Below are 17170 nucleotides of genomic sequence, written 5' to 3'. Positions count from 1 at the left end.
ACGACCGTGCGGTTTTTATAGTTGCCGACATCGACGCCCAACGTTTTGTCGCGCTCATCGGGGGCCGGGGTGCCATCAGTGCCGATGATGCGGTATCCCATGTTCTCGGCGAACATGGCCATCACTTGCTCACCTTCGTGCAGACGCAGCAGGCCGTTGTCGACGAACACGCAGGTCAGTTGATCACCGATGGCCTTGTGCAGCAGGGCCGCGACCACCGAGGAGTCCACGCCGCCGGACAGGCCGAGCAGTACGTTGTCGGTACCGACCTGGGCACGAATCTGGGCAATGGCGTCTTCGGCAATGTGCGACGGCGTCCACAGGGCTTCGCAACCGCAGATGTCGAGAATGAAGCGCGACAGGATGCGGCCGCCCTGCTTGGTGTGGGTCACTTCCGGGTGGAACTGCACGCCGTAGTAGCGACGATCGTCACTGAACATGCCGGCGATCGGGCAGCTCGGGGTGCTGGCCAGGATGTGGACGTCAACCCGCATATAGGTGCCCTTGGCACCGCGGCTCATCCACACGTCGCGGCCGAACAGGCCGTCGGCGTCGATGTGGTCTTCGATGCCGTCGAGCAGACGGCTCTTGCCGACCACGTCAACGCGGGCATAACCGAACTCACGCAGCTCGGAACCTTCGACCTTGCCGCCCAGTTGCTCGGCCATGGTCTGCATGCCGTAGCAGATACCGAAGACCGGTACGCCCAGGTCGAAGACCGCTTGCGGGCAGCGAGGGCTGTTGGCTTCGTGCACCGACTCCGGGCCGCCGGCGAGGATAACGCCTTTGGGAGCGAACTCGCGGATCGCATCTTCGTCCATGTCGAATGGATGCAGTTCGCAGTACACGCCGATTTCACGCACGCGGCGGGCGATCAGCTGGGTGTACTGGGAACCGAAGTCGAGGATCAGGATGCGGTGAGCGTGAATATCGAGGGCCATGATTCAGTCTCGTCTAAGTCAATCAGAAACAGTCGTGATTCAGAAACAACTCGGGGCTGAATCAAACAGCCCCGGTTGCTTAACTTATTGCTTGAAGGCTCAACCTACGCGGTAGTTTGGCGCTTCCTTGGTGATCTGTACGTCGTGGACGTGGGACTCGGCCATGCCGGCGCCGGTGATCCGCACGAACTCGGGCTTGGTGCGCATTTCTTCGATGTTGGCGCTACCGGTGTAGCCCATGGAAGAACGCAGACCGCCCATCAACTGGTGAATGATCGCCGTCAGGGTGCCCTTGTACGGAACACGCCCTTCGATGCCTTCCGGAACCAGTTTCTCGGCGCCGGCCGAGGAGTCCTGGAAGTAACGGTCGGACGACCCCTGGGCCTGGGACATGGCGCCCAGCGAACCCATGCCGCGATAAGCCTTGTACGAACGGCCCTGGAACAGTTCGATCTCGCCCGGCGCTTCTTCGGTACCGGCGAACATCGAGCCCATCATCACCGCAGAGGCACCGGCCACGATGGCCTTGGACAGGTCACCGGAGAAGCGGATGCCGCCGTCGGCGATCAACGGAACGCCCGTGCCTTCAAGGGCAGCGGCGACGTTGGCGATGGCGCTGATTTGCGGCACGCCGACACCGGCGACGATACGGGTGGTGCAGATCGAGCCAGGGCCGATACCGACCTTGACCGCGTCGGCGCCGGCTTCGGCCAAGGCCTTGGCGGCAGCGCCGGTGGCGATGTTGCCGCCGATGACCTGCACTTGCGGGTAGTTTTCCTTGACCCAGCGAACGCGATCGATCACGCCCTTGGAGTGGCCGTGGGCAGTGTCGACCACCACCACGTCAACGCCGGCATTGACCAGCGCCGCGACGCGGTCGCCAGTGTCCTTGCCGGTGCCGACCGCGGCACCGACGCGCAGACGACCTTGATCGTCCTTGCTGGCCAGCGGGTAGGCCTTGGCTTTTTCGATGTCCTTGACGGTCATCATGCCTTTGAGGGCGAATTTGTCGTCGACGATCAGGACTTTTTCCAGGCGGTGCTTGTGCAGCAACTCGCGCACTTCGTTCTTGTCGGCGCCTTCACGGACGGTGACCAGACGCTCTTTGGGCGTCATCACTTCACGTACGGTGGCTTCCAGGCGGCTTTCGAAACGCACGTCGCGGGAGGTGACGATGCCGACCAGGTCGCCATCGTGCAGCACCGGAACGCCGGAAATGTTGTGCAGGCGGGTCAGTTCGAACAGATCACGAACCGTGGCGTCGGCCTCGATGGTGATCGGGTCCTTGACGACACCGGCTTCGATCTTCTTGACCTTGCGCACTTCGGCAGCTTGCTGCTCGATGGTCATGTTCTTGTGGATGATGCCGATACCACCTTCCTGAGCCATGGCGATTGCCAGACGGGCTTCAGTGACGGTGTCCATGGCGGCGGAAACCAGTGGAATATTCAGCTCGATGCCACGGGTAAGACGGGTCTTGAGACTGACTTCGTTAGGAAGTACCTCGGAATAACCAGGCACTAGGAGAATGTCGTCGAATGTCAGAGCTTCTTGGCTGATACGCAGCATCGCGGGGGCTCCCGGGCGGGAAAATGGAAGCGCGCCATTATAGTCAGACACCCCTTCGGGTTCAATGTAAAACTCTGAGTATTACTGACAGGGTGATCGACGGGGCTTTTGTTAGCGCAAACCTGTAGGCGCACAGCTTGTTGGCGATGGCGTCCTTGAAGACGCTTTCGCCAGCAAGCTGTGCTCCTACAGGGGTAACGTCCACAATTTTGCCTTCGGCAAGCTGTGTTCCTACAGTTCCACTTTGACCCAGCTCACCGGCTGGTCGAGCCAATCGGCGAACTCGTCGAGAAAGCTTTGCTTGAATCCCGCCTCGGCCCAGTTATTGAAAATGAAACCCAGGTTGGAGAAGCCGCACGCCTGCAGGAACAGAAAACCGTTGATGTCGTCTTCGTGCCCGCATTCGGGGCAGGTGAAATTGTCTGTACGCCCCGGCATCCAGTCTTCCAGGCTTTCGAACAGAGCTTCACCGATTTCCTGACGGCACTCGGCACACCCCGCCTCGCCCAGAAAACCCTTGGCCGGTGTGTAGATGCAGCGTTTGGTAATGATTTCCAAGCCATTGACCGGCTCGCCGAACGGCAATGCATCGGGGTGCAGAACGACATCGCGCGCGCCTTCGCCAATGGCAAGGGCCATGCGGTTGCCGGTGCGACCACAGGTGGTCAGCTCTTCATGGACGATGTTCTTGCGCACAAGCCAACGCACGATCGCCCGGGCCCGGGGCTCGTGCACCGGCAGTGTGGATATTTTGGGGACGATGATGCTTTGGGAGTTCATGGAATACAGGCCTGAAGCTTTCATGAAGGGATTTGCGAGGATTCGATCAACCGAATGAAACCCTTGTGGGAGCGAGCCTGCTCGCGATAGCGGTTCTACCTTCAGCACCGAAGTTGATGCTGACGCCGCCATCGCGAGCAGGGCTCGCTCCCACAGGTTCATTTTTCCAACCGATATCCTGGCGAGCCTTGTTCAGAGAAGGTATAGGCCCGCCGGCGCAGTTTTTACAGTTCGACGACAACCGCCTGCGACGCGCGCGTGGCCTTGGCGCGGGCCGCTTCGATCGATTCGTCGCGTGCCAGGGCAACGCCCATGCGGCGCTGGCCGTTGACTTCAGGCTTGCCGAACAGGCGCAGTGCGGTGTCCGGCTCGCTCAAGGCGGCGCCCAGATTGGCGAAAGCGGTCTGGGTCGACTGCCCTTCCACCAGAATCACCGCCGAAGCCGAAGGCCCGAACTGACGGATCAACGGGATCGGCAGGCCCAGGATCGCCCGTGCGTGCAGGGCGAATTGCGACAGGTCCTGGGAAATCAGGGTGACCAGGCCGGTATCGTGCGGACGTGGCGACACTTCGCTGAACCACACCTGATCGCCCTTGATGAACAGCTCGACGCCGAACAGGCCACGGCCACCCAGGGCTTCGGTAACGGCCTTGGCCACGCGCTCGGACTCAGCCAGGGCGATCGGGCTCATGGCTTGCGGCTGCCAGGACTCCTGGTAATCGCCCTTCTCCTGACGATGGCCGACCGGTGCGCAGAAGGTGGTGCCGCCGACGTGACGCACCGTCAGCAGGGTGATTTCGTAGTCGAAATCGATAAAGCCTTCGATGATCACGCGACCTTTACCGGCGCGACCGCCTTCTTGCGCGTAGTCCCAGGCCTTTTTCACGTCATCGGCGCTGCGCAGCAGGCTTTGCCCCTTGCCCGACGAACTCATGACCGGTTTGACCACGCACGGGAAACCGAGGTCTTCGACCGCCTTGCTGTAGTCCTCGAAGGTGTCGGCGAAGTGATAGGGCGAAGTCGGCAGATCCAGCTCTTCAGCGGCCAGGCGACGGATACCCTCGCGGTTCATGGTCAGTTGCGCGGCGCGGGCGGTCGGAATCACGGTGAAGCCTTCGGCTTCCAGCTCCACCAGGGTGGCGGTGGCAATGGCTTCGATTTCCGGCACGATGAAGTGCGGTTTCTCGGCTTCGATCACGGCACGCAGGGCTGCGCCATCGAGCATGTTGATCACGTGGCTGCGATGGGCAACCTGCATGGCCGGCGCATTGGCATAACGATCCACGGCAATGACTTCAACGCCCAGGCGTTGCAGTTCGATCACCACTTCCTTGCCCAACTCGCCACAGCCACACATCAACACGCGGGTCGCGGTGGGCGACAATGGAGTTCCGATACGAGTCATCTGAAAGGTCCTCAAAAAGGAGCGGATCATCGAGGATACGGTGCAATACGCACGATCCATGGAGAGAAAGCGCGGCATTTTACATGAACTTCAGCCGGCGACAGCCTGTTTGCGCAGACGCGAGGCCATGATCAGCCATACGGCGGTGACCCCGGCGAACTTCGAACCCAGGGCAGTGAGGATCACCCCTGGCGTCAAGGCGTCGATCATGCCGAAAAAGATAAAGGTGTCGAGGGGAATGCTCAGGGCCGAACTTATCCACAGGCGGTCATGCAACGGACGCCGGGTGACGCTGAATACCAGCCAGTCGATGCACTCGGAAACCGCGAACGCCGTGGCACTGGCCAGGGCGATGGACGGATCGGAGGTGAGATAGGACAGCACCAGCGCCACCAGCATCGCCACCAGGGCGCCATGCCCGAACCGGGTTTGCACCATGTCGCGCAGGATGAACACCAGACCACCCCAGGCCGACCAGATGATGTCCAGGTGCGGTGCGGTGGAAAAGGCGAAGTTGATCAGCACGACGCTGCCGATGTAGGCGATCAGGAAGAGCATGGGCGCAAAAGTACCTGTCAATTTTCCGCACAGAATACTGTAGGAGCGAGCCTGCTCGCGATGGTCGTGAACGATAACGCGAGGAGTCTGGTGCCCCGCGCTGTTCTTGATTCCATCGCGAGCAGGCTCGCTCCCACAGTCGACCGCATTCCCATGTGGGAGCGAGCCTGCTCGCGATAAAGTGCGAAGCACCTTCCAGTGTCAATTCAGCTATCGGATTTGCCAGGCAACATCCAGATCAACCCACTGGCCTTGGCCCGCTCATGACACAACCCCAACACCTTGCGCCGCTCGTCGTTGGTCATGCGGCTCCAGCGGGTGATTTCATCCACCGTACGCTGGCAACCGGTGCAGATGTCATCGTCGTCCAGCGCACAAATGCTCACGCAGGGCGATGCTACCGGGCGTTCGGTGGCGGTCATTGTTCCTGCTCTGCCAGATCGCGGGCATATCGCTGCGAGTTGTGCACGTAGTGGGCGGCGCTGGCTTCCAGCATCTTTTTCTGCGCGTCAGTCAATTCGCGCACCACTTTGCCAGGCGACCCCATGACCAGCGAACCGTCCGGAATCTCCTTGCCTTCGCCGATCAGCGAATTGGCGCCGATGATGCAGTTCCTGCCGATTTTCGCACCGTTGAGGATCACCGCATTGATACCGATCAGGCTGTAATCGCCCACGGTGCAGCCATGCAGCATGGCGTTGTGCCCGATGGTCACGCCGGTGCCGATGGTCAGCGGATAGCCCATATCGGTGTGCATCACGGTGCCGTCCTGAACGTTGCTGTTCTTGCCGATCAGGATCAATTCGTTGTCACCGCGCAGCACGGCGTTGAACCAGACGTTGGCGCCCTCTTCCAGTTTTACCTTGCCCACCAGTACGGCATTGGGTGCGACCCAGCTCTGTGGATGGGTTTCGACACGGGCGTCGCCCAGGCGGTATTTCATCGTTGTTTCCTCAAGGCTCGGGCAGGCTTTGCGTGGCAGGCCATTCGAATGATGGCTTCAGGTATTGATGAAGCTCTTGGGCGGTTGGTGCAGGCTGATCTTCGCGTCATAGAGCAGATTGATCAACTCGACGACCATGATCGCGGTCAGGCCCCAGATCTTGTATCCGCCGTAACGATAACTCGGCACATACCAACTGCGCCCCTGATAATCGATGCGATGGGTGTGTTCGCGCGGATCTTCGCGAAAAAACTCCAGCGGGACGTTGAATACGGCGGCGATCTCCGCATCGTTGGCCTGGTACTCGACAAAGTCCGGAATGACGCCGACATAAGGCGTGACCTTGATGCCATGCAGGGAAATCAGCGGGCTCAACGGGCCGATGACCTCGACCAGACCCGGTGGCAGACCGATTTCCTCTTCGGCCTCACGCAGGGCAGTGAACATCAGGTCCGGATCTTCGGGGTCTCGCCGACCGCCGGGAAAGGCCACTTCACCACCATGGGTCGACAGCCCGCTGGCTCGCAGGGTCAGTACCAGTGCCGGCTTGTCGCTGCGAGTGATGGGCACCAGTACGGCGGCCTCGGGGAAACGCTGGTCAGTCTCCAACGTACGCGGTGTGTGGTTACTTACCCGATGCAGTAGCTCGTCCAGCATGAGTGTTCTCGATCTGTGCCTTAGCCCGCATCATGCACCAATCGCTTCGGTCGCCCAACCCCCCGGACAGCGGCGTGTCGCGAAACGACAACTTGCCGACAGACACCGGCGCACGCCAAGATAGGCGCAGCATTCAGGAACCCAAGCATGAAATTTTGCAGCCAGTGCGGCAACCCGGTGACGCAACGCATTCCCGAAGGCGATTCGCGCCTGCGTTTCGTTTGCGACACCTGCCAGGCCATTCATTACCAGAACCCGAATATCGTCGCCGGTTGCATCGCGACCTGGGGCACCCAGGTCCTGCTGTGCCGACGCGCCATCGAGCCGCGCCGGGGTTACTGGACCCTGCCCGCCGGCTTCATGGAAAACGGCGAGACCATCGAGCAGGCGGCCATCCGCGAAACCGCCGAGGAAGCCTGCGCCCGGGTACGCAACCTGAGCATCTATACCCTGATCGACGTACCGCACATCAGCCAGGTGCATGTGTTCTTTCGCGCAGAACTGGCGGACCTGAACTTTGCCGCCGGCCCCGAGAGCCTCGAAGTGCAATTATTCGACGAAGCGGACATCCCTTGGGACGAGCTGGCTTTTCGCACCGTAGGCCGTACCTTAGAATGCTTCTTCGCTGACCGGCGGGCCGAGGTCTACCCCGTAAGGTCCGAATCGATCCCGCCGCTTGCTCAGCCTGCCAACTAAAAACACTTATAAATAGCCTATAACTAAATAGTCGCGACACCTTCTGGGGAATCGTTTCAATGCGCTGGTTGCTTGCCCTGTTTTGCTTGTCGTTCGTCACGGTGTCCCAGGCGTCTGCCGTGGGAACCATGGACGGCAAGGTCATCGAAAAAATTCTGGTTCTCAAGTCCTCCCATCAATTGCAATTGATCAACGACGGCAAGCCGCTCAAGACCTATCGCATTTCCCTGGGCAAACACCCCAAGGGACCGAAACTGATGGAAGGCGACAAACGCACGCCGGAGGGTTTCTATTGGGTCGACTGGCGCAAGGTCAGCGATAAATTCAACCTGGCGATGCACATTTCCTACCCCAACATCAGCGACTCGGCCCGCGCCCGTCGCGAAGGCGTCGATCCCGGCGGCATGATCATGATCCATGGCACGCCGGACACCGAAGAAAACCCTGAAGACCTGTTCCACACCCTCGACTGGACCGATGGCTGCGTGGCCATGCGCAACGTCGACATGCGTGAAGTCTGGAATCTGGTGCCGGATGGCACGATGATCGAAATCCGCCCCTGACCACGACCTTCTGTCGTCCTCGCAAAAATAAATTCAAAAGATCGCAGCCCGCGGCGGCTCCTGCACAGGTGATACCACTCTCACCTGCAGAAGCTGCCGCAGGCTGCGATTTTTGCGTTCTGAATCCCCTCCTCTAATACCACTTCAAACCAACCGCAAAACACAGCGCTCAATAGCGCCTATTTCTCGTGCCAGCAGCAAAGCCGTGGCGTTGACATGGTATTTAAGTGGTATTAGTTTTTGCCCATCACCGGGCAACAACATTCCAATATCCGGATGCCACACATGAACGACCTCAACGCCCTGCGCCCCGACGACACCCAACCCACGCCGCTGTACCTGCAACTGGCGCGCAATCTGGAAGCGGCGATCCATGCCGGCCAGTGGAAAGCCGAACAGGCGATGCCGTCGGAACGCAATCTCAGCGAACGGCTGGGCATCTCTCGCGTCACGGCCCGCAAGGCGCTGGAAGTGCTGTTCGAACAAGGTCTGATCCGCCGCAACCAGGGTTCCGGCACCTTCATCACGCCACGCCTGGAACAACCGCTGTCGCGCCTGTCGGGCTTTAGCGAAATGCTTCGCCTCAAAGGGTTTGTTCCGGGCTCCCAATGGCTGGAACGGGAAATCACCCTGCCAACCCACGAAGAACTGATCCGCCTGGGCCTGTCGCCCAATGACAAGGTCGCGCGGCTCAAACGCCTGCGCAAGGCCGATGACACGGTGATGGCCATCGAGATGAGCACCCTGCCCGCCTCGATCATCCCCAAGCCTCAGTCGGTGGGCGACTCCCTTTACGAATACCTCGACGGCATCGGCAAACCCGTGGTCCGCGCCCTGCAACATATCCAGGCCATCAACGCCTCGGACGAGTTCGCCGCACTGGTGGGCATCGCCCCCGGCACGGCGATGTTGCTGATGACCCGGGTCGGCTACCTCGAAGACAACACGCCCATTGAAGTCACCGACACCTATTGCCGCAACGATTACTACGACTTTGTCGCAGAGCTGCGCAGGTAGAACGCTGCGCAAACAAACAGCGGCGCCGAATACGAGAAAACCACCATGTCCGAAGACAACATCCTCACTCCCCAGGGCTGGGTTCGCGGCCGTCTGGTTCACGAAAACGGCAGGGTCGTGTCTATCGAGGGCGCCCCCTGCGATCCGGCGGACAACGAACTGCCGTATCTGCTTCCCGGCTTTATTGACCTGCACGTTCACGGTGGTGGCGGCAAGGACATCATGGAAGGTGCGCCTGCCTTCGAAACCATCGCCAAAACCCATGTGCGCTTTGGCACCACTTCGCTGCTGGCCACCACCATGACCGCGCCGCACGAAGAGCTTTCCAGCGTGCTCCAGGCTTTGGGCGAATTCTGTTTGCAGCGCCCCCAGGGCAGCGCCCGGGTTCTGGGCGTTCACCTGGAAGGCCCGTACATCAACCCCGGCAAACTCGGTGCGCAACCCAACTTCGCCCACACCGCGATGCTGACCGAGGTCGAGCGTTTCCTGGACCTGGCGCCGATTCGCGTCATCACCATCGCCCCGGAAATCGCCGGCCATGACGCGCTGATCCGCACGCTCAGCGCCCGTGGCATCCGCATGCAGATTGGTCACACGCTGGGAAGTTATGAAGAAGGCGTCGCCGCACTGGAGGCGGGGGCAACCAGTTTCACGCATCTCTATAACGCCATGAGCCCGCTGCATCACCGTGAACCGGGCATCGTCGGCGCTGCGCTGGCCCACGCCCGATATGCCGAACTGATCCCCGATTTGCTGCATGTGCACCCCGGTGCGATCCGCGTGGCCCTGCGTTCCATCCCGTGCCTGTATTGCGTGACCGACTCGACCGCAGCGGCAGGCATGCCCGATGGCGAATACAAGCTCGGCAGCCACACCGTGACCAAATGCCTGGGTGGCGTGCGTCTGCCCGACGGCACGCTGGCCGGCAGCACCCTGACCATGGATCAGGCCTTGCGCAATCTGGTGAAGATCGGCCTGCCGATCGCCGAAGCCTCGCAGCGCCTGTCGCAATTTCCCGCCGACTATCTCGGCATTACCGAGCGCGGGCGCCTGCAACCCGGATCCTGGGCCGACTGCGTGCGGCTGGATCGCTCACTGAAACTGACCGCCGTGATGGTCGAAGGAGAAGAGATTGACTTCCAGGATGCTTGAAGAGGCGCTGTCCTCGTTCGAAGCCGTACAGGCCCAATTGCAGCAGCTCGATCCGTCCATAATCGAGATCGCCGGGCGCCTGCGCCGACAACCGCCCCAAGTGGCCATGACGGTGGCGCGCGGCAGCTCCGACCATGCCGCCAGCTACTTCGCCTACCTGACCATGCAACTGCTGGGCATCCCGGTGGCCTCGTTGCCGATGTCGGTTGTCACCATGCAGCAGGCGCCGTTGAAAGTCAGCGGCCAGGTGGCGTTCGCCTTTTCGCAATCGGGGCAGAGCCCGGACCTGGTCAATAGCCTGCGTCTGCTGCGCAAACGCGGTGCCTTGAGCATTTCGCTGGTCAACGCCGCGGATTCGCCTCTGGAAGCGGCCTGCGAGTTCAGCCTGCCATTGCTGGCCGGCATCGAAAGCAGCGTGGCCGCGACCAAAAGCTTCATCGCCACCCTCAGCGCCAGCGCTCGCTTGATCGGGCACTGGAAGCAAGACAGCGAACTGCTCGACGCCGGACTTGCACTGCCCGAGGGCCTGCGCGATGCCGCGCGACAGGACTGGAGCCCGGCCATCGAAGCCCTGCGCGATTGCCAGCGTTTGATGGTCATCGGACGCGGCGCCGGCTTTGCCATCGCTCAGGAAGCGGCGCTCAAATTCAAGGAAACCTCGGCGATTCAGGCCGAAGCCTTCAGCAGCGCCGAAGTCCGCCACGGCCCGATGGCCCTGATCGACGAACACTATCCGTTGTTGATCTTTGCACCACGGGGCGCCGAACAGGCCGGCCTGCTGAGCCTGGCCAACGACATGCGCCAGCGTGGCGCCCTTGTCTTGCTGGCAGCACCGGATGATGTGGTCGAACGCGACCTGACCCTGACCCGCGCCGAACACCCGGCCCTCGATCCGATCCTGGCGATCCAGAGCTTCTACGTGATGGCGGCAGGCCTGGCGACCGCTCGCGGCATGGACCCGGACCAGCCACGACACTTGAGCAAAGTCACACGCACCCACTGACCCCCTCCCCTGTAGGAGCGAGCAAGCTCGCGATGGTCGTCAACGATGACGCTGGCATCCTGACACCCCGTGGTGTCTGCAGATCCATCGCGAGCTTGCTCGCTCCTACAGGGGAACGGGTTGATCCGACCGTAGATTTATTGATGAGACCGAGCCATGCCCAACAAAAATAAAGAGCTGACCCTCAGCGCCCCGCTCAGCGGCCCGGTGCTCACGCTCGCCAAGGTCCCGGACCCGGTGTTTGCCAGCGGCGCCATGGGTGACGGCATCGCCATCGATCCGCTGAACGACACCCTGCACGCGCCGTGCGCCGGTGTGGTGGTGCATGTCGCGCGCACCGGCCATGCCGTGACACTGCGTGCCGACAACGGCGCCGAACTGCTGCTGCACCTGGGCCTCGATACCGTCGAGCTGCAAGGCCAGGGCTTTACCGTGCTGGTTCAGGAGGGGGCACGGGTTGCCAATGGCCAACCGCTGCTGCGCTACGACCTGGATCAAGTCGCGCGCCAGTGCAAAAGCCTGGTCACCCTGCTGATCCTCACCAACAGCCAGGATTTCCAGGCACGCCCCATCACCCTCAAATCGGTGAAGGTCGGCGAACCCTTGTTGCACATCATTCGCCGCAACGGTTCGAGCGTACAGCCGCAGGCGCAAGCCGTCGGCGAAGAAGTCGTCGGCCGGATCCGTATCGCCCACCGCGGCGGTTTGCATGCACGCCCCGCAGCGCTGCTTCGCCAGACCGCACAAGGATTCAAGAGCAAATCGCACCTGCATTTCGCCGGCAAATCGGCAAGCTGCGACAGTCTGATCGCAATGATGGGGCTGGCCATCGGCGAGCAGGATGAAGTGCAGGTCAGCTGCCAGGGCCCCGATGCCCAAGCCGCATTGCAGGCGATGTTGGCCGCGCTGTCCACGGCGCTGGCCGAGGAACATCACGCCGTCGCACCTGCGCCCGTGGTTCAACCCGAACGCACAACCGAAGCAGGCGTATTGCACGGTGTCTGCGCCGCTCCAGGGCTGGTCGGCGGGCCGCTGTTTCGGCTGAATGCGATCAACCTGCCGGCAGATGCCGGGCACAATGATCCCGTGCAACAACGGCACAACCTCGATACCGCGCTGACCCAGGTGCGCAGCGAGATCGCCTCGACATTGGCCCACGCCAGAAAGCACAGGAACACCGATGAAGAGGCCATTTTCGCGGCGCACCTTGCGTTGCTCGAAGACCCGGCACTGCTGGATGCAGCCTATCTGCTCATCGACCAGGGTACAGCCGCGACTCACGCCTGGAGCCAGTCCATCGATGCGCAGTGCGACATGCTCCGGCAACTGGGCAGCACGCTGCTGGCCGAACGCACCAACGACTTGCGCGATCTCAAGCAACGGGTGTTGCGCGCCCTGCTCGGCGCAGACTGGCACTACGACGTTCCACCCGGCGCCATCGTTGCCGCCCATGAACTGACCCCGTCCGATCTGCTGCAACTGAGCCAGCAAGGTGTCGCCGGATTATGCATGGCCGAAGGCGGCGCGACGTCCCACGTGGCCATCCTCGCCCGTGGCAAGGGCTTGCCCTGCATGGTTGCCTTGGGATCAGCGCTGCTGACACAGGCGCAGAACCAGGCGGTGGTACTGGACGCCGATAGCGGCCGTCTCGAACTCGCGCCCAGTGCTGAACGTCTCGCCGAAGTGAAACAACTGCAACTTGAACAGCAGCAGCGTCGCGCCCGGCAACAGGCACAGGCGCACACCCCGGCGCAGACACTCGATGGCGTGCGCATCGAAGTCGCGGCCAACGTCGCCTCCAGCGCCGAAGCCACGGATGCCCTGGCCAATGGCGCAGACGGCGTCGGCCTGCTGCGCACCGAGTTTCTGTTCGTCGACCGTCACACCGCACCGGACGAGCAGGAGCAGCGCGGCGCCTATCAAGCGGTGCTCGATGCCATGGCTGACAAACCCGTGATCATCCGCACCATCGACGTCGGCGGCGACAAGCAACTCGACTATCTGCCACTGCCCGCCGAAGCCAATCCCGTACTGGGCCTGCGCGGCATTCGCCTGGCTCAGGTCCGTCCGGAACTGCTCGACCAGCAACTGCGCGCCCTGCTGCAGGTCACGCCGCTGCCCCGATGCCGGATCATGTTGCCGATGGTCACCGAAGTCGACGAACTGCTGCACATCCGCCAGCGCCTGGACGCCCTGTGCACGGAGCAGGGTCTGACCGAACGTCCCGAACTTGGTGTGATGATCGAAGTCCCTGCCGCTGCGCTGCTGGCCGAACAACTGGCCGAACATGCGGACTTTCTGTCCATCGGGACCAATGACCTCTCGCAATACACCCTGGCCATGGATCGCGACCACGCCGGCCTCGCGTCACGGGTCGATGCCTTGCACCCCGCGCTGTTGCGCTTGATCGCGCAAACCTGCGCCGGTGCCGCGCAGCACAAGCGCTGGGTCGGTGTGTGTGGCGCGCTGGCGTCCGATCCCTTGGCCACGCCGGTGCTGATCGGGCTGGGCGTGAGCGAACTGTCGGTGAGTCCGGTACAGATCGGTGAAATCAAGGATCGCGTGCGCCACCTCGACGCCGACCAATGCCGGCGCATCAGTCTGGGCCTGCTCAAGCTGAGCGGCGCCGGGGCCGTGCGCCATGCCTGTCACCAGCATTGGCCTTTGAGCTGACCCCCGACAACAAGAACGAAGAATCCAGGGAGAACCGTCATGTACCAGATTTTTATAGAAGGCTTGCAGCGCCTGGGTCGCGCGCTGATGCTGCCGATCGCGATCCTGCCGATTGCCGGCCTGTTGCTGCGCCTGGGCGACACGGACCTGTTGAACATCGCGATCATCCACGACGCCGGCCAGGTGATCTTCGCCAACCTGGCACTGATTTTCGCCATCGGCATCGCGGTCGGCTTCGCCAGGGACAACAATGGCACCGCAGGCCTCGCCGGGGCCATTGGTTACCTGGTGATGGTTTCCACGCTCAAGGTGCTCGATACCAGCATCAATATGGGCATGCTCGCCGGGATCATCAGCGGTTTGATGGCCGGCGCGCTGTACAACCGCTTCAAGGACATCAAGCTGCCGGAGTACCTGGCGTTCTTCGGTGGCCGTCGTTTCGTGCCGATTGTCACCGGGTTCAGTGCAGTCGGCCTGGGCGTGGTGTTCGGCCTGATCTGGCCGCCGATCCAGCACGGCATAAACAGCTTCGGCGCACTGCTGCTCGAGAGCGGCAGCTTCGGTGCATTCGTGTTTGGCGTGTTCAACCGCCTGTTGATCGTCACCGGCCTGCACCACATCCTCAACAACATGGCGTGGTTCGTGTTCGGCAACTTCACCGATCCGGCCACCGGCGCCATCGTGACCGGTGATTTGTCGCGCTACTTTGCCGGCGATCCGAAGGGCGGCCAGTTCATGACCGGCATGTTCCCGGTCATGCTGTTCGGCCTGCCCGCCGCGTGCCTGGCGATGTACCGCAATGCCCTGCCCGAACGGCGCAGGATCATGGGCGGGATTTTCCTGTCAATGGCCCTGACATCGTTCCTGACCGGTGTCACCGAACCCATCGAATTCGCCTTCATGTTCCTTGCACCGCTGCTCTATTTGCTGCACGCGCTGCTGACCGGCCTGGCCATGGCCATCACCAACCTGTTGAACATCCACCTGGGCTTTACCTTCTCCGGTGGCTTCATCGACATGATCCTCGGCTGGGGCAAATCCACCAACGGCTGGCGCGTGATCCCGGTGGGCCTGGCCTACGCCGTGATCTACTACCTGGTATTCGATTTCTGCATCCGCCGCTTCAACCTCAAGACACCGGGACGCGAAGACGCGGCGCCTGTGGAAAAAACCGCGATGGCGGAAAACGAACGGGCCGCGGCCTATATCAAGGCACTGGGGGGCGCCGCCAACCTGATCACCGTCGGTGCCTGCACCACGCGCCTGCGCCTGGACATGGTGGATCGCAACAAGGCCTCGGATACGGATTTGAAAGCGCTCGGCGCCATGGCCGTGGTGCGTCCGGGCAAGGGTGGCAGTTTGCAGGTGGTGGTCGGGCCGATGGCCGACAGCATTGCCGACGAGATACGCCAGGCGATGCCGGCGCTCGGACGCGCGTCGATTGTCCCTGCACCGGTAACCGCTGACGAACCTGCACCTGCCGTCGTGGCACCGCCTCAAGCCCGGCAATGGCTGGATGCCCTTGGCGGCAGCGAGAACATACTGCAACTGGATTGCGTGGCCATGACCCGCATCCGTGTACAACTGGCCAATGACAAGGCGTTGTCGGAATGCGATTTGAAGGCGCTGGGTTGCCAGGGGGTCGTTCAACTGGAGGGTGGCCTCTGGCACCTGCTGGTGGGCGACCGGGCACCGGGCTTGAGTCATGCGCTGGAGGCGTTGGTCAATCGTAGTGAGGTGAGTGCCAAGGTTTAGATGAATGGTGGCTGGGTGGGACTCATCGCGAGCAGGCTCGCTCCCACAATGGTCCGGTGTATGCAGTCCAATGTGGGAGCGAGCCTGCTCGCGATGAGGCCCTCACAGACAACAAAAAACCCGCTGAAATCACTTTCAGCGGGTTTCTCGTTTCAGCGGCAAGAGAATCAGAAATTCTCCAGCCGCCATACTTCATAAGCCGGTGTCTCGTAGGGGTGGCTCTGTTTCAGAGCCGCCACTACCGGGCGAATCAACTCGTCGGATACCACCAGCTCAACTTTCCACTCCTGAACTTGTTCGACCTGCCCTGCCTGGCCAATGAACGGCTGACTGCCGTCCAGTGGCCGAAACTGGCCCAGGCCCAACACTTGCCAGGCGCAATGGTCGTAAGCACCGATCCGTCCGCCACCGGCAGCGAATACGGCGCTCTTGACCACTTCGACATGACTGTCGGGAACAAAAAAGCTGAGCTTGTACACGACGCTTAGTTCACCCACACGCGAGCATTGCGGAACATGCGCATCCACGGTGCGTCTTCGCTCCAGTCGTCCGAACGCCACGAGTTCTGCACGGCGCGGAACACACGCTCCGGGTGCGGCATCATGATCGTTACGCGACCGTCGCGGCTGGTCAAACCGGTGATCCCGCGCGGCGAGCCGTTCGGGTTAGCCGGATAGCGCTCGGTAACCTTGCCGTGGTTGTCGACGAAACGCATCGCCACGCAACCGGACAGATCGGCTTCCAGCAGGGCTTCCTCGCTGGCGAACTCGGCATGACCTTCGCCGTGGGCAATGGCGATCGGCATACGCGAACCGGCCATGCCTTGCAGGAAGATCGAGTTCGACTCCTGGATCTGCACCATCGCCACACGCGCTTCGAACTGCTCGGAACGGTTGCGTACGAAGTGCGGCCAGAACTCGCTGCCCGGGATCAGCTCATGCAGGTTGGACATCATCTGGCAACCGTTGCACACGCCGAGGGTGAAGCTGTCATTGCGCTCGAAGAAGCCCTGGAACGCATCGCGGGCACGGCTGTTGAACAGCGCGGATTTCGCCCAGCCTTCACCGGCACCCAGTACGTCGCCGTAGGAGAAACCGCCGCAAGCGACGAGGCCCTTGAACTCGTTCAGGTCGACACGGCCGGCCAGAATGTCGCTCATGTGCACGTCGATCGCGTTGAAACCGGCGCGGTCGAACGCCGCCGCCATTTCCACCTGACCGTTGACGCCCTGCTCACGCAGCACGGCAACCTGTGGGCGGATGCCTTTCTTGATGTAAGGCGCGGCGACATCCTGGTTGACGTCGAAGCTGAGCTTGACACCCAGGCCCGGGTTGTCTTCTTCCAGCAGCACATCGAATTCCACATGGCCCGGGAAATTGACGATAGACACCACGTGATACACTGCCCGTCATCGTCATCAGGACACTTCCCCATGCTCGCGCCCAAAGACTTCCTCG

The 17170-nt window shown here is 61.8% G+C and carries 16 protein-coding genes and 1 pseudogene; 7 read left to right on the top strand and 10 right to left on the bottom strand.

All coding sequences use genetic code 11. The annotated features are described in order from the left end of the window. The 8 genes from guaA to ACQKP2_RS27995 all read right to left on the bottom strand — a co-directional run. Positions 1 to 941 (bottom strand): glutamine-hydrolyzing GMP synthase (gene guaA / locus ACQKP2_RS28030; protein ID WP_427581323.1); only part of this gene is annotated, 941 nt, incomplete at its 3' end. 99 nt (positions 942 to 1040) lie between these two features. Then, positions 1041 to 2510 carry an IMP dehydrogenase gene (gene guaB / locus ACQKP2_RS28025; protein ID WP_427581321.1) on the bottom strand — a complete coding sequence of 490 codons (1470 nt, stop codon included), beginning with the start codon at positions 2508 to 2510 and terminating at the stop codon, positions 1041 to 1043. A 231-nt stretch (positions 2511 to 2741) separates the two neighbouring features. After that, positions 2742 to 3290, bottom strand: coding sequence for a sugar ABC transporter ATPase (locus ACQKP2_RS28020; protein WP_427581319.1), 549 nt, complete (start codon positions 3288 to 3290; stop codon positions 2742 to 2744). 224 nt (positions 3291 to 3514) lie between these two features. After that, on the bottom strand, positions 3515 to 4696 hold the full coding sequence (purT, locus tag ACQKP2_RS28015; protein WP_427581317.1) for a formate-dependent phosphoribosylglycinamide formyltransferase: 1182 nt from the start codon (positions 4694 to 4696) through the stop codon (positions 3515 to 3517). Between the two features lie 90 nt (positions 4697 to 4786). Next, entirely contained in the window at positions 4787 to 5254 is a 468-nt protein-coding gene (locus tag ACQKP2_RS28010; RefSeq protein ID WP_427581316.1) for a VUT family protein, read from the bottom strand. A 206-nt stretch (positions 5255 to 5460) separates the two neighbouring features. Further along, positions 5461 to 5676 (bottom strand): DUF1289 domain-containing protein, encoded by a 216-nt coding sequence (locus ACQKP2_RS28005; protein WP_427581314.1) that lies wholly within the window; start codon positions 5674 to 5676, stop codon positions 5461 to 5463. Beyond that, entirely contained in the window at positions 5673 to 6197 is a 525-nt protein-coding gene (locus ACQKP2_RS28000; RefSeq protein ID WP_427581312.1) for a gamma carbonic anhydrase family protein, read from the bottom strand. The genes ACQKP2_RS28005 and ACQKP2_RS28000 overlap by 4 nt, the downstream gene beginning before the upstream one ends. Before the next feature lie 57 nt (positions 6198 to 6254). After that, positions 6255 to 6854 (bottom strand): CoA pyrophosphatase, encoded by a 600-nt coding sequence (locus ACQKP2_RS27995; protein WP_427581310.1) that lies wholly within the window; start codon positions 6852 to 6854, stop codon positions 6255 to 6257. A 147-nt stretch (positions 6855 to 7001) separates the two neighbouring features. On the opposite strand from ACQKP2_RS27995, the gene ACQKP2_RS27990 reads away from it, so the two are divergent. The 7 genes from ACQKP2_RS27990 (at position 7002) to nagE (ending at position 15713) form a co-directional block, all read left to right on the top strand. Next, positions 7002 to 7550 carry an NUDIX hydrolase gene (locus ACQKP2_RS27990; protein ID WP_427581308.1) on the top strand — a complete coding sequence of 183 codons (549 nt, stop codon included), beginning with the start codon at positions 7002 to 7004 and terminating at the stop codon, positions 7548 to 7550. Positions 7551 to 7609: 59 nt separating this feature from the next. Further along, on the top strand, positions 7610 to 8113 hold the full coding sequence (locus tag ACQKP2_RS27985; RefSeq protein WP_427581306.1) for a L,D-transpeptidase family protein: 504 nt from the start codon (positions 7610 to 7612) through the stop codon (positions 8111 to 8113). A gap of 285 nt (positions 8114 to 8398) precedes the next feature. Next, complete coding sequence (locus tag ACQKP2_RS27980) at positions 8399 to 9130, top strand: GntR family transcriptional regulator (RefSeq protein ID WP_427581304.1); 732 nt, start codon at positions 8399 to 8401, stop codon at positions 9128 to 9130. A gap of 45 nt (positions 9131 to 9175) precedes the next feature. Further along, positions 9176 to 10282 (top strand): N-acetylglucosamine-6-phosphate deacetylase, encoded by a 1107-nt coding sequence (nagA, locus tag ACQKP2_RS27975; protein ID WP_427581302.1) that lies wholly within the window; start codon positions 9176 to 9178, stop codon positions 10280 to 10282. Then, positions 10275 to 11285 carry an SIS domain-containing protein gene (locus ACQKP2_RS27970; RefSeq protein WP_427581324.1) on the top strand — a complete coding sequence of 337 codons (1011 nt, stop codon included), beginning with the start codon at positions 10275 to 10277 and terminating at the stop codon, positions 11283 to 11285. Before nagA ends, ACQKP2_RS27970 begins: the two co-directional genes overlap by 8 nt. A gap of 156 nt (positions 11286 to 11441) precedes the next feature. Further along, positions 11442 to 13958 carry a phosphoenolpyruvate--protein phosphotransferase gene (ptsP, locus tag ACQKP2_RS27965; RefSeq protein ID WP_427581300.1) on the top strand — a complete coding sequence of 839 codons (2517 nt, stop codon included), beginning with the start codon at positions 11442 to 11444 and terminating at the stop codon, positions 13956 to 13958. Positions 13959 to 13997: 39 nt separating this feature from the next. Next, a complete protein-coding gene (nagE, locus tag ACQKP2_RS27960) occupies positions 13998 to 15713 on the top strand; it encodes an N-acetylglucosamine-specific PTS transporter subunit IIBC (protein WP_427581298.1) in 1716 nt (571 codons plus the stop codon). A 167-nt stretch (positions 15714 to 15880) separates the two neighbouring features. Here the strand turns inward: nagE and ACQKP2_RS27955 are convergent, their stop codons facing one another. Next, positions 15881 to 16192 (bottom strand): NGG1p interacting factor NIF3, encoded by a 312-nt coding sequence (locus tag ACQKP2_RS27955; RefSeq protein WP_427581296.1) that lies wholly within the window; start codon positions 16190 to 16192, stop codon positions 15881 to 15883. 5 nt (positions 16193 to 16197) lie between these two features. Next, positions 16198 to 17073 (bottom strand): annotated as a pseudogene (locus ACQKP2_RS27950) (phosphoribosylformylglycinamidine synthase subunit PurQ); the annotation flags it as partial. Between the last annotated feature and the right edge of the window lie 97 nt (positions 17074 to 17170).

The sequence above is a fragment of the Pseudomonas sp. NPDC089569 genome (genome assembly GCF_050280625.1).
Lineage (GTDB): Bacteria > Pseudomonadota > Gammaproteobacteria > Pseudomonadales > Pseudomonadaceae > Aquipseudomonas.
This window is presented reverse-complemented; position numbering and strand designations above follow the sequence as displayed.

What these genes read in the sequence shown, in the direction of transcription:
- guaB (WP_427581321.1), bottom strand. Translation starts at nt 2,510, where the DNA reads ATGCTGCGTATCAGCCAAGAAGCTCTGACATTCGACGACATTCTCCTA.
- ACQKP2_RS28005 (WP_427581314.1), bottom strand. Translation starts at nt 5,676, where the DNA reads ATGACCGCCACCGAACGCCCGGTAGCATCGCCCTGCGTGAGCATTTGT.
- ACQKP2_RS28000 (WP_427581312.1), bottom strand. Translation starts at nt 6,197, where the DNA reads ATGAAATACCGCCTGGGCGACGCCCGTGTCGAAACCCATCCACAGAGC.
- ACQKP2_RS27990 (WP_427581308.1), top strand. Translation starts at nt 7,002, where the DNA reads ATGAAATTTTGCAGCCAGTGCGGCAACCCGGTGACGCAACGCATTCCC.
- nagE (WP_427581298.1), top strand. Translation starts at nt 13,998, where the DNA reads ATGTACCAGATTTTTATAGAAGGCTTGCAGCGCCTGGGTCGCGCGCTG.
- purT (WP_427581317.1), bottom strand. Translation starts at nt 4,696, where the DNA reads ATGACTCGTATCGGAACTCCATTGTCGCCCACCGCGACCCGCGTGTTG.
- ACQKP2_RS28020 (WP_427581319.1), bottom strand. Translation starts at nt 3,290, where the DNA reads ATGAACTCCCAAAGCATCATCGTCCCCAAAATATCCACACTGCCGGTG.
- nagA (WP_427581302.1), top strand. Translation starts at nt 9,176, where the DNA reads ATGTCCGAAGACAACATCCTCACTCCCCAGGGCTGGGTTCGCGGCCGT.
- ACQKP2_RS28010 (WP_427581316.1), bottom strand. Translation starts at nt 5,254, where the DNA reads ATGCTCTTCCTGATCGCCTACATCGGCAGCGTCGTGCTGATCAACTTC.
- ACQKP2_RS27995 (WP_427581310.1), bottom strand. Translation starts at nt 6,854, where the DNA reads ATGCTGGACGAGCTACTGCATCGGGTAAGTAACCACACACCGCGTACG.
- ACQKP2_RS27980 (WP_427581304.1), top strand. Translation starts at nt 8,399, where the DNA reads ATGAACGACCTCAACGCCCTGCGCCCCGACGACACCCAACCCACGCCG.
- ptsP (WP_427581300.1), top strand. Translation starts at nt 11,442, where the DNA reads ATGCCCAACAAAAATAAAGAGCTGACCCTCAGCGCCCCGCTCAGCGGC.
- ACQKP2_RS27970 (WP_427581324.1), top strand. Translation starts at nt 10,275, where the DNA reads ATGCTTGAAGAGGCGCTGTCCTCGTTCGAAGCCGTACAGGCCCAATTG.
- ACQKP2_RS27985 (WP_427581306.1), top strand. Translation starts at nt 7,610, where the DNA reads ATGCGCTGGTTGCTTGCCCTGTTTTGCTTGTCGTTCGTCACGGTGTCC.